We start from the raw sequence: 14,224 nt of genomic DNA, 5'->3' as shown, positions 1-14,224 counted from the left end.
TAAAAAAGAAAATAAAAAAAGCTACCAAATGGTAGCTTTTTTTATTTTAGAAGTGTTTAGAAACTAATTCTACTAACGCTTCTTTCGGTTTGTAACCTAACGCTTGATCAACTACTTTACCGTCTTTTAATACGAAAAGAGCTGGAATGCTCATTACTTCGAATTGACGAGCCGTTTCTTGGTTTTCATCAACGTCTACTTTTACTACTTTTACTTTTTCGCCTAGTTCTGCATCAATTTCCTCTAATACAGGAGCGATCATTTTACAAGGTCCACACCAAGGTGCCCAGAAATCTAATAATACAACACCTTCGCTAGTTTCTGCTGCGAAGCTTTGGTCATTTGCGTTTACAATTGCCATTTTATTTCCTCCTTCAAGTATATTCTACCAAGAGTATATCATTAACTTATATACGTGGCGAATAATATGTATCGTTATGTATTGTAACAAAAAAATGTTCCTTTATACTATATAAAAATACGGATTAAATACTAAAAAGATGAGAGACAGGGGATCTCTCACCTTTTTCTATATATAGGGGTACTTCACTTGGAACTCAAGGGTACTTAAATCATGAATGTACTTTTAACTTTTTAAGCTCTTCTGTTAAAAGAGGTACAACTTCGAATAAGTCACCGACAATACCATAGTCAGCTACTTTAAAGATACTTGCTTCTGGATCTTTATTAATCGCAACGATTATTTTTGAGTTAGACATACCTGCTAAATGCTGAATCGCACCAGAAATACCACATGCAATGTATAAGTCTGGCGTAACAACTTTACCAGTTTGACCAATTTGTAATGAGTAATCACAGTATTCAGCGTCACAAGCACCACGAGATGCTCCAACAGCGCCGCCTAGTACGTCTGCTAACTCTTTTAATGGCTTAAAGCCTTCTTCACTCTTCACACCACGTCCGCCAGCGATAATAACTTTTGCTTCAGAAAGATCCACACCTTCTGCTGTTTTACGGACAACATCTTGAATGATTGTACGTAAATCTTTCACATCAACTGTAATAGAAGATACGTCACCGCTGCGAGACTCATCTTTTTCCAGAGTTGCAATGTTATTTGGACGCACTGTCGCAAATAAGATGCCGTCTGTTACAATCTTCTTCTCGAATGCTTTACCAGAGTAAATTGGACGAGTGAAGATAACATTTCCACCTTCAACCTCTAAAGCAGTTACGTCAGAAACTAAACCAGCTTCAAGCTTCGCTGCTAATTTTGGTGATAAATCTTTACCAAGTGCTGTATGTCCAAAAACGATACCTTCTGGATTTTCTTCAGCATGTACAGCTAAAAACGCTTGTGCATAACCATCAGATGTATATGATTTTAATTTATCATTTTCAACTGTCACAACGCGATCTGCACCGTAATGAATCAATTCATTTGCAAAAGAGGCAACGCTGTCTCCAATTAGAAGACCTACTACTTCACCGCCTTCTGCAATTGTTTTTGCTGCTGCTACCGCTTCAAAAGAAACGTTACGTAGCGATCCATCACGAACTTCACCCATTACTAATACTTTACGAGCCATAGATTTTCCCTCCTGCATATATAATTTCGTATTTTATTAGATTACTTTCGCTTCTGTATGGAGCAACGATACAAGTTCTTTTACTTGATCTTGCAGCTCGCCTTGTAACACTTTTCCTGCATCTTTCTTAGGAGGCAAATAGATTTCAATTGTTTTTGTCTTTGCTTCCACATCATCTTCTTCTAAATCTAAATCATCTAATTCTAATTCTTCTAGCGGCTTTTTCTTCGCTTTCATAATACCTGGAAGCGATGGATAACGCGGTTCATTTAAACCTTGCTGTGCTGTTACTAAAACTGGTAATGAAGTTGCAATCACTTCTGTATCACCTTCAACATCACGCTCAATCTTCACATTTGTACCGTCAATTTCAAGTTTTGTAATTGTCGTTACATATGGAATATTTAACGCTTCAGCTACGCGTGGCCCTACTTGTCCAGATGCACCATCAATTGCAACGTTTCCGCCTAAAATTAAATCTGCATCTTTATCTTTTAAATACTCAGCAAGTACTTTTGCTGTCGTGAACTGGTCACCATTTTCTACATCATCTTCAATATTAATTAATACCGCTTTATCACAGCCCATTGCTAATGCAGTACGAAGTTCTTTCTCACTATCTTCGCCACCGACTGTTACAACTGTAACTTCTCCACCTTGTGCGTCTCTTACTTGAATTGCTTCTTCAATTGCATATTCATCGTAAGGGTTGATGATGAATTCCGCTTCGCCATCGTAAATTGCACCGTTTTTAATTACGATTTTTTCTTCTGTATCAAATGTTCGTTTCATGAGTACGTAGATGTTCATTCCATTTACCCCCTTGTTTTTTCAGAAAGATTCTATCAATTTTAATTTTCTGTTAATTTATATTAAAAAAATAATTGAACTACCTGCCACTAAATGAAGGTTTACGCTTTTCTAAAAATGCGGCTACACCTTCTCTTCCATCTTCACTCGTAAATACTTCACCAAAAATTTGTGATTCACGTTGTACACCTTCATAGTAATGAGACGATTTTGTCGTTTGCAATAACTCTAGTACAGCGCGAGTTGTTGCTGGACTTTTTCCAGCAATTTGTTTTGCAACTTTAAGCGTATCATCTAAAAGAGATTCTTCAGAGAACAATCCGTTAACAAGTCCCCACTTTAATGCTTCTGCACCAGTAATTGGTGTACTTGTTAACATCATTTCACAAGCTTTCGCTTTCCCAACATAACGTGGTAAACGCTGTGTACCTGCAAAGCCAGGAATTAATCCAAGTGTTAATTCAGGTAAACCAAGTTTTGCACTTTCAGTTGCAAAGCGCATGTGGCAAGACATAGCAAACTCAAGGCCGCCGCCCAGTGCCGCTCCATGAATTGCCGCAATAACTGGTTTTGAACATTTTTCAACACGCTCAAACGTAACTTGTCCAAGCTGTGCTAATTCTGTTGCTTGCTTCGCTTCAGTAACAGATGTAAATTCTTTAATATCTGCTCCTGCTGAGAAGAAACGTCCTTCACCGTGAATAACAACAACACGAATGTTATCATCCTTTTCCACTTGATCAATTAATTCAGTAACGTCATGCATAACTTGTGAAGACATCGCATTCGCTGGTGCGTGATTTAACGTCGCCACCGCGATATGATCTTCAACTCTTACAGATAGGAATTTCAACATGATCCCTCCCATTATTGACGATAACCACAAGCTGCAATAAGTAGCCCGTGTACCGTTTTTGAAAGTGCGACCAGATCATACTTATGATCGCTCATTACCCAATTGGTCACAACTTCATCTACTGTTCCAAAGATCATTTGTCTTGCCACGCGAACATTTAAATCTGCTTGAAATTCACCTTGTTTTATACCAGTCTCTAAAATCTCATCCATAACTTGTAAGTAGCCTTTTAATACTTCATTTATTTTAAGGCGCAAGTCTTGATTGGACTGCCTTAGCTCTAATTGCGTAACGATAGCAAGAGGATCATTTTGCGACAACAGCAAGAAGTGCGTTTCTACCAACATGAATAACTTCGATACAGCGCTTTCAATTCCTGCTGTTTTTTGACGAATTGTTTCGACAAATTCTCCCATCTTCTCTTGGAATAAGGATATTAATATATCTTCTTTATTTTTAAAATATAAATAAATCGTGCCATCAGCTACCCCAGCTTGCTTTGCGATTTTAGAAACTTGCGCTTGGTGGTACCCATTCTCCGCAATCACAATGACTGCCGCATCAATAATTTGATTGTATTTCGGTCTATTTTTCTTCACTTTACTGTCCCCTTCAAGAAGATGACTGAATGAATAGTCATTCATATTCTTATAATACTGACTATTTAGAAAAGTGTCAATCCTATTTTTTCAAAAAGAAAGGGCCTTAGCCCGTTTGCTCATCCTCATTCTTTCTCTTCTCTTCATCTATTAGAACACGGCGTAAAATTTTCCCTACTGTCGTTTTTGGCAATTCATCTCTAAACTCATATACTTTCGGCACTTTATAAGCCGCTAAATATTTACGTGCAAACTGATTTAATTCTTCCTCAGAGCACTCCGTACCTTCTTTTAACACAACAAATGCTTTAACTGTCTCTCCTCGGTACGGATCTGGAACTCCAATTGTCACTACTTCTTGCACTTTTTCATGCTCATATAATACTTCTTCAACTTCACGAGGATACACATTAAATCCACTCGCGACAATCATATCTTTCTTGCGATCTTTTACATAGAAGAATCCATCTTCATCCATGTAGCCAACATCACCTGTATGGAGCCAGCCATCTTGCAATACAGCCGCTGTTTCCTCTGGCTTATTCCAATATCCTTTCATAATTTGAGGGCCTTTCACTACAATTTCCCCTATTTCTCCTGGCTGTAATGCCTCACCAGTTTCAAGCGACATAATGATTGCTTCTGTATCTGGCCACGGAACTCCGATGCTACCTGGCACTCGCTTTTCCCATAAAAAATTACTATGTGTAACCGGAGAGGATTCTGTTAAACCATATCCCTCTACTAGTTTACCACCTGTAACTTTTTCGAACTTTTCCTGTACTTCTACTGGCAGTGGTGCTGATCCACTAATACAAGCACGAATAGAAGAAATATCGTATTCTTTTAAAAGCGGACTATTTAAAAGAGCGATATAAATAGTTGGTGCCCCTGGAAACAATGTCACTTTATGCTTCTTAATCGCTTCAAAAACCATTTTCATATCAAACTTTGGAATAAGGACCATTTTGTATCCTTGCATAATACTTAAATTCATAACAGCTGTCATGCCATAAACATGGAAAAATGGAAGAACCCCAAGAACGACTTCTTCTCCTTCTTTGCAATTATATAACCATTGAACTCCCATTAACGTGTTAGAGACGAGGTTTTTATGCGTTAACATAACTCCTTTCGGAAATCCGGTTGTTCCTCCTGTGTACTGTAAAAGGGCTAGATCATTTTCAGGATCACAAGGCACCTCAACATTCGTATTCACTTCTTTTTCTACTGAATTCCAAAGATGAATCGTTTCACTCTCTGATACTTTCACAACTAAATTCGACTGTTTTTTCTGCACAAATGGATACAATAGATTTTTAGGGAATGGTAAAAAGTCTGCAATACGAGTTACGATAATATGCTCAATTTTTGTAGCAGATTGAACATTCGTTACTCTTGGAAACACTAAATCGAGACAAAGAATTACTTTTGCTCCCGAGTCATGAAGCTGATATTCTAATTCTCTTTCTGTATACAGTGGATTTGTTTGTACTACGATACCTCCCGCAAGTAATGTGCCGTAATAACCAATTACAGCTTGCGGACAATTTGGCAACATAATAGCAACTCGATCACCCTTTTCCACACCGAGCTTTTGAAGATAATTTGCAAACCGCTTCACCTTATCATGGAAGTCCGAAAACGTAATATCCTTCCCTAAAAAGTGAAGCGCTTTCTTTTCTGGGTAGCGAGATGCCATCTGTTCTACATATCTATAAAGCGGCTGAATATCATAAGAAATCGTACTAGGAATTTCCTCTGGATAACTTTTCAACCATGGTTTTTCCACCTTCATTCCCCCTTCAAATACATAAAAAATAAATGAATGTTCATTCATGATGGTTATTTTCATTATATTATAGTCACCATAACGTTACAATCATAATATTCTGACTTTTATATAACTATGCTTTACTTCATTAACTTAATCTTATAATTGTTAATACCGCTCCTGGGGTAGTTGTTGATAATGTCGCAACAGCTAACAAACCAAATAATTGCAAACTAATTGCACTCCCCGCCGCAAGAGTCGTAATAATTGTCGCACTAAATGATGTCGTTGCTAATGCAGGAGAATTAATAGTCCCAGCAAGCGGTGCCCCATTAATTGTAATTCGTGAACTAACTAATAATGCAGCCGTTATATTAATTGAATATGAAATATAATAATTCCCTGCATTTGCAGCCGTAAATACTGTGTTCCCCCCAGACACTGTAATACCTGGACCGATATTCTGATTGTTTGGAAGCGGGACATTTGTTCCACCTAGTAGTACCGATATTGCTGTACCCGACGTATTATTTGCAAAGGCGTATGTTGCCGTTATACTTGTGCCTGTTGCTCCTGTTGGACCTGTATCGCCTGTTGGGCCTGTCGCTCCCGTTGGACCCGTTACTCCTGTCGCCCCCGTTGGACCCGTTGCCCCTGTTATTCCTGTTGGGCCTGTTGCTCCTGTTGGGCCTGTGTCGCCTGTTACCCCTGTCGCCCCCGTTGAACCCGTTGCTCCTGTTGGGCCTGTTGCTCCTGTTATTCCTGTCGCTCCTGTTGCTCCCGTTGCCCCTGTTATTCCTGTCGCTCCCGTTGGGCCTGTTGCTCCTGTTATTCCTGTCGCTCCTGTTGGACCCGTTGCCCCTGTTATTCCTGTCGCTCCCGTTGGACCTGTGTCGCCTGTTACTCCTGTCGCCCCCGTTGGGCCTGTTGCTCCTGTTGCCCCCGTCGGACCGGTTGGACCAACCTTAGGAACTGTCCCATCGCAACTAAAACAGCATGAATCAACATGTACACCATTTTGATTATTACACCCACAATATCCATTTACGTTATTGCTCCATGAAGACATGTTGATCACTTCCTTTACATTCGATCTTTTTAGCGCAATCACCGACTTAAAAAACACCTATCTAAATAACAAAGAAATACTTTGCCTAGTTGGGGATAAAACACAGATTTCCTCCATACATTCTAGTAATTATTACATGCGATTCACTCTCCTTTTGCTTGTACTTTCGCCTTATCTCCACAGACTATTAACAATACACATTACACTATCGTACACAGCCACTTTCCCATTTAAACTTTCCACATTCGCCAATATTTTTAGTAAAGAGGCTTATTCTTCATAAATAGCGACTATAATATATAAAAATCCGTATAGTTCGTTATTTTTCGTCAAAATTTTAAAAATATATTGACACTTAAAATATCCTCATAGTATGATTTGGGTGTTGTAATTGATAACCATTTTCACTTATGGTACTAGTTACAAAAAACACTTAATTTGGGGGCAGAAGATGAAGAAAATTCTCAGTATTTTCATAGTAGTTCTTCTATTCGCAGTTGGATGCGGACAGCAAAAAGAGGAGAAAAAAGAAACAAAAGCGGACAATAAAAATCAAGCTATAACAATTAAACACGCTGAAGGGGAAACGAAGTTAGATAAACCAGCAAAAAAAGTAGTTGTACTTGAGTGGGTATATTCTGAAGACTTATTAGCACTTGGTGTTCAGCCAGTAGGGATGGCAGACATTAAGAATTATAATAAATGGGTAAATACAAAAACAAAACCGAGTAAAGATGTTGTAGATGTAGGGACACGTCAACAACCAAACTTAGAAGAAATTAGCCGTTTAAAACCAGACTTAATTATTACAGCTTCATTCCGTGGTAAAGCAATTAAAAATGAATTAGAGCAAATTGCACCAACAGTTATGTTTGATCCATCAACAAGCAATAACGATCACTTTGCTGAAATGACAGAAACATTTAAACAAATTGCAAAAGCAGTTGGAAAAGAAGAAGAAGGTAAAAAAGTATTAGCTGATATGGATAAAGCATTCGCTGATGCAAAAGCAAAAATTGAGAAAGCAGACTTAAAAGATAAAAACATCGCAATGGCACAAGCATTTACTGCTAAAAACGTACCAACATTCCGTATCTTAACTGACAATTCTTTAGCTTTACAAGTTACAAAAAAATTAGGTCTAACAAATACTTTTGAAGCAGGAAAATCTGAGCCAGATGGTTTTAAACAAACAACTGTAGAATCATTACAAAGTGTACAAGATTCAAACTTCATTTACATTGTAGCGGATGAAGATAACATTTTTGACACGCAACTAAAAGGCAACCCTGCTTGGGAAGAATTAAAGTTCAAAAAAGAAAACAAAATGTATAAATTAAAAGGCGACACTTGGATTTTCGGTGGTCCTGAGTCTGCAACATCTTTAGCAACACAAGTAGCAGATGTAATGACAGCGAAGAAGTGATTACACGATGAATAGCCTAAAACATACACTTCGAGCAAGTCTTGTATTCGGAGGAGGAGCAGCTCTCTTGCTCCTCCTTTTCTTTATTCATATCGGACAAGGTCAAGCAAACATTTCCTATAGTATGATTATTGATGCTCTTATCTCACCGAACCAATCGCTAGAACATCAAACTTTAATCATGCTTCGATTACCTAGAGCTGTAATTGCCATTTTAGCTGGAGGCGCTCTTGCTGCATCAGGGGTTATTTTACAAACGTTAACGAAAAATCCACTTGCTGAATCCAGTACAATGGGTATTCACTCTGGCGCATATTTCTTTCTAGTAGCGGCTACAATTTTCTTACCGAAAGGTTTACAAATTAATTCTCTTCTGTTCACATTTATCGGCGGTGCTATTACTGCTTTATTTGTATACCGTATTTCTGGTGGAAAAAAGGGAACCCCACTTAGAATGGCATTAGCTGGTATGGTCGTTACATTAATGCTCTCTGCCTTTACCGGAACGATGCAGCTTTTCTATGAAAATGAAACAGCTGGTTTATTTTTATGGGGAGCTGGCTCTCTTATTCAAAATAACTGGGATGGCGTTCAATTTGCTTTTCCATTTATCATTATTTCTTTCCTAGTTTTACTATTTATGTCTCGTAAACTCAACATTCTCTTACTTGGTGATGATGTTGCTATTTCTCTTGGTGAAAAAACAGCAGTAACACGTCTTATCGCCTTCATTGCTGCAATCTTTTTAACAGCAGTAATTGTTACTGTTGTTGGACCAATTGGCTTTGTCGGCTTAGTTGCACCTCATTTAATGCGCCTTATCGGATACCGTCAACACTTTACTCTTCTTCTCTCTTCTTTCTTATGGGGGGCAGTATTATTGCTTGGAGCAGATGTTGTCGGTAGATTAATAGATCCAACCGGTGCAGAACTTCCTGTTGGGGCAGTCACAGCAATGATTGGATCTCCTTGGCTTATTTACTTAGTGTATCGAATGATGAAGTCGAAACAATATATGAATGATAACGGTGCGAATGCAGCTGGAGCTAGTTCCCGCTATTACTCTTATAAAAAGGTAATCATTATATCTATCACACTTTGTATTGTGACGATTGCTCTTGGTGTTACAATCGGTAGTAACGCTTATATCGAAAGCATTATAAATGTTATATCAGGTCAATTAACACAATTTGATAAAAATATGATGATGAATCTTCGTTTACCAAGAATGCTCGTTGCTGCTATTGCTGGCGCATGCCTTGCAATAAGTGGGCTTGTTTTCCAAGGTATATTACGAAATCCACTTGCCGATCCTTCTATTATTGGTATTTCATCGGGAGCTGGTGTTGGTGCTTTAACTATTATGTATGTCTTTCCTGCACTTCCTGGTTTCTTTCTACCAATTGGTGCATTTATCGGAGGACTACTTGCAGTAGGAATTGTCCTCTTCTTTTCATGGAAATCAGGATTTAGTCCAACAGCTCTCGCTTTAATAGGGATTGGTATTTCTGCGCTTGGCTCAGCAATTATTCAAATCTTTATCGTTAGAGCCAATTTGAATGTTGCCGCTGCTTTAACATGGTTATCTGGCAGTACGTATGCAAGAGGATGGAATCACTTAGAAAATATCATTCTATATCCATCTCTAATTCTTGTATTCATTATCTTTTTCTTAATAAAACAACTTGACGTTCTCGTACTTGGAGACGATTTAGCAACTGGACTTGGGCAACCAGTAAATAAGACACGGCTTGCTCTAATTGTGCTAGCGACACTACTTGCATCAGTAAATATCGCTGCTGTCGGTACAATTGCCTTTTTAGGCCTTGTCGCACCTCACTTAGCAAGAATTGTTGTTGGTATGAATCATCAAAGACTATTCGTTTGTTCAGCACTATTTGGAGCAATCCTTCTTTCTGTTGCTGACTTACTTGGACGTACAATCGCATATCCGAAAGAAATTCCTTCTGGTCTTGTCGTTGCTGTACTTGGAGCACCTTATTTCTTATGGTTGATGAGGAAGAGTGGGAAGAAAGTTAATTAAAAGACGGCTTCATATATGTGAAGCCGTCTTTTCCTATTATGGCATAAAATTAATATAGGCTTTGTACATAATATATATAACAAGTGAATACATGATTATATTGAGCACACTTCGTTTTAAAGTTAACTTTCTCTTTAATTTCTTATCTTGTAATCTCAATTCTATTCCATTCGCTATTTTCAACCTACCTACTATTTGAAATAACTCTCTGTAATCATCAGCATTTCCCAATAATACGTATTCTTTATCATTTTTATACTTTATATGCAGAAACTCACTTCCACCTTTACGGTCTAATATTGTTTTCATATAAGCTACTTCATTCCATACACATACTTTTAAATCAACTTCATTATAATAACGATCCATAAAAAACACATACAACCGTTAACACCTTACTCTGTGCCGTATCTAAAATACTATGAACTACCTTATAAATTAAATCTCCATATCGATCAATTGCTGTATGTAATGCTAACATATCTTGTTTTCGAAGACCTTCTACTATTTCTATATCCTTCACCCTTATCACCACTCTTTATCCCATTCTTTATTCATTATATATACGAATGAGCACATTCGTTTCCTGACACTTTTACAAATATTTTCCAATTGTTTTCATATTGTAGCAATCCTTAATTAATTATTTCTTGTGGAACAGGGATTATATTATCTCTCACGAATTTAATCTATGAACAAAAATAGGAGGGATAACTATGTACCAAACCATTGACGGCTTCTTGCAATCATGGACATACGAAGCAGAGTCTACTCAGAAAATGCTTGATTCATTAACCGATGCATCTTTATCACAAGAAATTGCACCTGAACATTGGACTTTAGGAAGAGTTGCTTGGCATATCGTGACGGCAATTCCTGTTATACTATCTGGCACAGGGCTAAAGTTTGAAGGAGAATCGAAAGATTATCCTGTTCCAACTTCTGCAAAAACAATTGCAGATGAATACCGTAAAGTAAACGCGGCTTTTGTTGAAACACTTCAAAGTAAATGGACTGATAAAGACTTAGCTACTATTAATGACTTCTTTGGTCGCCCTATGCCGAATTCTATATTTTTAATGACACTCATTAATCATCAAAATCACCACCGCGGACAAATGACGGTTTTAATGCGACAAGCTGGCTTAACAGTTCCTGGCGTATATGGCCCCGCAAAAGAAGAATGGGCTGCGGCTGGAATGGAAGCTCCTAAAATGTAACGACAAAAAAGACAAGGTGTTTACACATCTTGTCTTTTTCTGTAACTTGTTTCATGTGAAACTATTTTTTCTTAATGGTTGTTTTATGGAAAAGATAGGTTAAAATGAATACATATTACGAAGAGGAGTAACCAAATTGAATACAAAAAATAAAAAAATAGCTATGGGAACTATTTTACTAACTTCTCTTATTGGAGTTATTAGTGTATCTCTTTATTTCACCTATTATGGTACCCCTTGGGGAAAACAAGTAGCAATTACGGAATCAAAAGAATATATTACAAAATACTTCGATTTAGATGCGGTAGTCAAAAATACTTCTTACGATGCTAAAATGAATAGCTATGCGATCTCCTTTAAAACAAGTACTGACGGAGAGTTTACTATCGAATATAAAAGTCCAAATAACTTTAACATTTCTCCAGGAGTACAAGATTATTTAAGTAAACACTCTAAATTTACAGAGTAGTAACGAAGCATATATATACAAAAAAGGAGTTAGTATAACACCAACTCCTTTTACGTATTCTTATCATACTGCTATATCTTCCTTCTCTATATTTTTAATGCCGTAATACGCAATCACAACTCCAATTGCTGCCAATGCTAGTTGAAGAGGAAGAAAAGTTGCTGTAGAAAACGATGGGTTGCTATTCATTGCAATTGAGACAACGATAAGAGATGAAACAATTGTAGTTGGCACGGAACGTTTACGCATTCCGAAATATAATGGGATTAAACTCATTCCCGCAGTTGCAATGGCTAAAGGAACTAATTTTATTCCTTCTTGCATCAATTGATCTACTGTGAATGAATTAGGAAGAATTGAAAAATAACTATCTATCCCAAAGAAAATTCCTACTACTAAAATGTTAGATACAATAACTGTTATAAATGTTACTATCGCTGTAATAGCCAACTTACTAGCCATCATTTTCTTTCGGTTAATAGGATAAGAAAACATAAGTAGTATTGTTTTATTTTTATATTCACCAATTATTAGCCTTGCGATTAATACACTACCAAAAATAATAAACGTTGCTCTTACTATTGCGCTAGCCATTAACAATATCGTCTCTGGATTCCTTATTTCTGCATCACCTTCTACTTGAGCGATGATGCTCACAAAGATCATTAATGCCAGTATAAAAACATTTGCAATAATTGCTCTCTTCACGTACCAACCAAGCTTAAACTTTTTCAATTCTAGCTTCATTAAATGTAGCATGATAGTGTCCTCCTTCCTCCTAAGATTTAATCAATATAAATGACTCCTGTTTCACTTAAAATCTTCGCTTCATTTTTTGCATCACCAATCGTTCCTACTTTTATTTTTTCTGTATTTTTATCTTTCTTAAGTCCTTTTAAATCCACTATTACGTCAGTCAAATTACTTTTAGCCGTAAGTTGTAAAGAAGTCGGAACCCCTTTATATCGTACGCCAATATCCCCTGATTTTGTTTCTATAAATAATGATTTTCCTTCTGTCATATCTTTCAGCAATACTTCCCCAGATGTTGAAGTGATGTTCATATTTGAGTTACTTACATTTGTTATATAGTTATCACCAGTCGTAGACTTTATATTTAATTCTTGTACTGAACTATCTTTTACAACTAACTCTCCACTTTGCGATATGAATTCACCTTTCTCGGCTGATAGTCCTACAATCATTCCATCCCCAGATTTGCCTTTCGTCATGATACTTTTTACTACTAGATCTCTTATTTTCACATCACCCGATTTATTATTTACTATAATTTTATCTATCTCTTTCTTCGGAATAGCTATACATATACTATTTTTCTTTCTAAACGTAAAACCATTAAAAAATTTGGCTGCCTTTTGTTTTTGCTTAATCACAATTTTATTTTCGTCATTTTCTATTTTGACGGGATCTATCTCTTTATCTACTTGTTCACCTTGAACGGAAATTACTATTTTATTAGCATCTGTACTTTTCAATTCAATATCCCAGTTTTCATTGTCTACTTCTATTTCTTTTATATTATTTATCTCAAAAGACTTTTCTTTCTTAAAATCTTTCCCCTGAAACACCTTAAAACCAAAAACCGCACTAGCAATTGTAATGAATAATATTGCAATTACTATTATTTTTTTCACCAGTCATACCCCAATTCGTTTTCGTTTTAAGCTTGCTTCACGCCACATCGATCTTGTCGATTTTACGAAACGATAGATAACTAATGAAAATTCCTAATAAACAGAGCACGATTGGGATAGCTATAAAATCAAACATACTTACTTGACCGTTTCCAGGACCATAGTTACCACTAATCAGCAAGCCAATTATTACTGCTGAAGTAATCGTTGTCGGTGTCGATTTCTTTCTCATTCCAAAAAATAAAGGAATTAAACTTATACCAGATATCATAAATGCACTTATAATAGTACCTGGAACGATAGCTATTATTTCACCTATCGTAGCAGGTGTTTCAATCAGTCCCATCATTGGACTCACAAAATATACGAGCAAGCTAATAATGAAAGTCGCGATAATCGTGCTCACAAAACAAAAACAGAAAACAATTGTTAATTTCGCACTCATTAGCATTTTCCTTTGTAGCGGATACATAAATGATAGTTGTATCGTTTTGTTCTTATACTCATCAATTACTAAACGTGATAAAATGACTGAACTAAAAATAATGAATGTTATCCTAATAAAAATATTTACTAAAGCCATGTTCTGTGTGAAGTCAAAGAAGAGCACGTCTTCTTCGGCTTTCATTCCCCATGCCATAAGGCTTACTGCAGCGAAAATTGCTATAATACAAATTGCTACACTTTTAAAGTAACTAGATAATTGATGTTTCTTCCATTCGAGCTTCATTAATTTAAACATATAAACCACG

The 14,224-nt window shown here is 36.7% G+C and carries 15 protein-coding genes and 1 pseudogene; 4 read left to right on the top strand and 12 right to left on the bottom strand.

All coding sequences use genetic code 11. The features are described 5' to 3' along the window. Positions 1 to 46: 46 nt before the first annotated feature. The 7 genes from trxA to ACTFO4_RS01850 all read right to left on the bottom strand — a co-directional run bounded on the left by trxA (position 47) and on the right by ACTFO4_RS01850 (position 6,658). Positions 47 to 361 (bottom strand): thioredoxin, encoded by a 315-nt coding sequence (gene trxA / locus ACTFO4_RS01880; RefSeq protein WP_001018943.1) that lies wholly within the window; start codon positions 359 to 361, stop codon positions 47 to 49. Between the two features lie 211 nt (positions 362 to 572). Beyond that, a complete protein-coding gene (gene etfA, locus ACTFO4_RS01875; RefSeq protein WP_017674017.1) occupies positions 573 to 1,550 on the bottom strand; it encodes an electron transfer flavoprotein subunit alpha in 978 nt (325 codons plus the stop codon). Between the two features lie 36 nt (positions 1,551 to 1,586). Beyond that, the gene (etfB, locus tag ACTFO4_RS01870; protein ID WP_001029028.1) at positions 1,587 to 2,360 is read right to left on the bottom strand and encodes an electron transfer flavoprotein subunit beta; all 774 of its coding nucleotides are present in this window, start codon (positions 2,358 to 2,360) and stop codon (positions 1,587 to 1,589) included. A 79-nt stretch (positions 2,361 to 2,439) separates the two neighbouring features. Beyond that, positions 2,440 to 3,216 (bottom strand): enoyl-CoA hydratase, encoded by a 777-nt coding sequence (locus ACTFO4_RS01865; RefSeq protein WP_000911292.1) that lies wholly within the window; start codon positions 3,214 to 3,216, stop codon positions 2,440 to 2,442. Between the two features lie 11 nt (positions 3,217 to 3,227). Then, positions 3,228 to 3,815, bottom strand: a complete 588-nt coding sequence (locus ACTFO4_RS01860; RefSeq protein WP_000742223.1) for a TetR/AcrR family transcriptional regulator — start codon at positions 3,813 to 3,815, stop codon at positions 3,228 to 3,230. 106 nt (positions 3,816 to 3,921) lie between these two features. Beyond that, entirely contained in the window at positions 3,922 to 5,607 is a 1,686-nt protein-coding gene (locus ACTFO4_RS01855; protein ID WP_061457738.1) for a long-chain-fatty-acid--CoA ligase, read from the bottom strand. 130 nt (positions 5,608 to 5,737) lie between these two features. Next, complete coding sequence (locus ACTFO4_RS01850) at positions 5,738 to 6,658, bottom strand: BclA C-terminal domain-containing protein (protein WP_440013208.1); 921 nt, start codon at positions 6,656 to 6,658, stop codon at positions 5,738 to 5,740. A 451-nt stretch (positions 6,659 to 7,109) separates the two neighbouring features. On the opposite strand from ACTFO4_RS01850, the gene ACTFO4_RS01845 reads away from it, so the two are divergent. Beyond that, the gene (locus ACTFO4_RS01845; protein ID WP_000722821.1) at positions 7,110 to 8,084 is read left to right on the top strand and encodes an ABC transporter substrate-binding protein; all 975 of its coding nucleotides are present in this window, start codon (positions 7,110 to 7,112) and stop codon (positions 8,082 to 8,084) included. A 7-nt stretch (positions 8,085 to 8,091) separates the two neighbouring features. Further along, positions 8,092 to 10,128: a Fe(3+)-hydroxamate ABC transporter permease FhuB gene (gene fhuB / locus ACTFO4_RS01840; protein ID WP_017674014.1), complete on the top strand. Its 2,037-nt coding sequence runs from the start codon at positions 8,092 to 8,094 to the stop codon at positions 10,126 to 10,128. Between the two features lie 36 nt (positions 10,129 to 10,164). On the opposite strand, the pseudogene ACTFO4_RS01835 reads toward fhuB, so the two are convergent. Both ACTFO4_RS01835 and ACTFO4_RS01830 read right to left on the bottom strand, forming a co-directional pair. Beyond that, positions 10,165 to 10,515, bottom strand: a pseudogene (locus ACTFO4_RS01835) (hypothetical protein); the annotation flags it as partial. Beyond that, positions 10,481 to 10,651, bottom strand: coding sequence for a hypothetical protein (locus tag ACTFO4_RS01830; RefSeq protein WP_002026384.1), 171 nt, complete (start codon positions 10,649 to 10,651; stop codon positions 10,481 to 10,483). The gene ACTFO4_RS01830 and the pseudogene ACTFO4_RS01835, both read right to left, overlap by 35 nt. 193 nt (positions 10,652 to 10,844) lie before the next feature. Between ACTFO4_RS01830 and ACTFO4_RS01825 the strand changes: the two genes are divergently transcribed. Together ACTFO4_RS01825 and ACTFO4_RS01820 are read left to right on the top strand one after the other, a co-directional pair. Beyond that, a complete protein-coding gene (locus ACTFO4_RS01825; RefSeq protein WP_000284950.1) occupies positions 10,845 to 11,348 on the top strand; it encodes a DinB family protein in 504 nt (167 codons plus the stop codon). Positions 11,349 to 11,484: 136 nt separating this feature from the next. Continuing rightward, on the top strand, positions 11,485 to 11,817 hold the full coding sequence (locus tag ACTFO4_RS01820) for a YfjL-like protein (protein ID WP_001093303.1): 333 nt from the start codon (positions 11,485 to 11,487) through the stop codon (positions 11,815 to 11,817). A 63-nt stretch (positions 11,818 to 11,880) separates the two neighbouring features. Here ACTFO4_RS01820 and ACTFO4_RS01815 read toward each other — a convergent pair whose 3' ends face one another. Genes ACTFO4_RS01815 through ACTFO4_RS01805 form a run of 3 tightly spaced genes read right to left on the bottom strand, consistent with a single transcriptional unit; the run spans position 11,881 to position 14,214 of the window. Continuing rightward, positions 11,881 to 12,576: an ABC transporter permease gene (locus ACTFO4_RS01815; protein WP_061457740.1), complete on the bottom strand. Its 696-nt coding sequence runs from the start codon at positions 12,574 to 12,576 to the stop codon at positions 11,881 to 11,883. A gap of 26 nt (positions 12,577 to 12,602) precedes the next feature. Beyond that, on the bottom strand, positions 12,603 to 13,472 hold the full coding sequence (locus ACTFO4_RS01810; RefSeq protein WP_016125944.1) for a DUF4097 family beta strand repeat-containing protein: 870 nt from the start codon (positions 13,470 to 13,472) through the stop codon (positions 12,603 to 12,605). Positions 13,473 to 13,509: 37 nt separating this feature from the next. Further along, on the bottom strand, positions 13,510 to 14,214 hold the full coding sequence (locus tag ACTFO4_RS01805; RefSeq protein ID WP_017674011.1) for an ABC transporter permease: 705 nt from the start codon (positions 14,212 to 14,214) through the stop codon (positions 13,510 to 13,512). Positions 14,215 to 14,224: the final 10 nt, after the last annotated feature.

Source organism: Bacillus cereus group sp. MYBKT14-1, from assembly GCF_051915185.1.
In the GTDB taxonomy this organism is placed as follows: Bacteria; Bacillota; Bacilli; order Bacillales; family Bacillaceae_G; genus Bacillus_A; species Bacillus_A cereus.
Note: the sequence above shows the minus strand (reverse complement) of the source record. Positions and strands in the feature narration are given on the sequence as shown.

Excerpts from the sequence above, each read along its gene's own strand:
- trxA (WP_001018943.1), bottom strand. The coding sequence starts at position 361 with ATGGCAATTGTAAACGCAAATGACCAAAGCTTCGCAGCAGAAACTAGC.
- etfA (WP_017674017.1), bottom strand. The coding sequence starts at position 1,550 with ATGGCTCGTAAAGTATTAGTAATGGGTGAAGTTCGTGATGGATCGCTA.
- etfB (WP_001029028.1), bottom strand. The coding sequence starts at position 2,360 with ATGAACATCTACGTACTCATGAAACGAACATTTGATACAGAAGAAAAA.
- ACTFO4_RS01865 (WP_000911292.1), bottom strand. The coding sequence starts at position 3,216 with ATGTTGAAATTCCTATCTGTAAGAGTTGAAGATCATATCGCGGTGGCG.
- ACTFO4_RS01850 (WP_440013208.1), bottom strand. The coding sequence starts at position 6,658 with ATGTCTTCATGGAGCAATAACGTAAATGGATATTGTGGGTGTAATAAT.
- ACTFO4_RS01845 (WP_000722821.1), top strand. The coding sequence starts at position 7,110 with ATGAAGAAAATTCTCAGTATTTTCATAGTAGTTCTTCTATTCGCAGTT.
- fhuB (WP_017674014.1), top strand. The coding sequence starts at position 8,092 with ATGAATAGCCTAAAACATACACTTCGAGCAAGTCTTGTATTCGGAGGA.
- ACTFO4_RS01825 (WP_000284950.1), top strand. The coding sequence starts at position 10,845 with ATGTACCAAACCATTGACGGCTTCTTGCAATCATGGACATACGAAGCA.
- ACTFO4_RS01815 (WP_061457740.1), bottom strand. The coding sequence starts at position 12,576 with ATGCTACATTTAATGAAGCTAGAATTGAAAAAGTTTAAGCTTGGTTGG.
- ACTFO4_RS01805 (WP_017674011.1), bottom strand. The coding sequence starts at position 14,214 with ATGTTTAAATTAATGAAGCTCGAATGGAAGAAACATCAATTATCTAGT.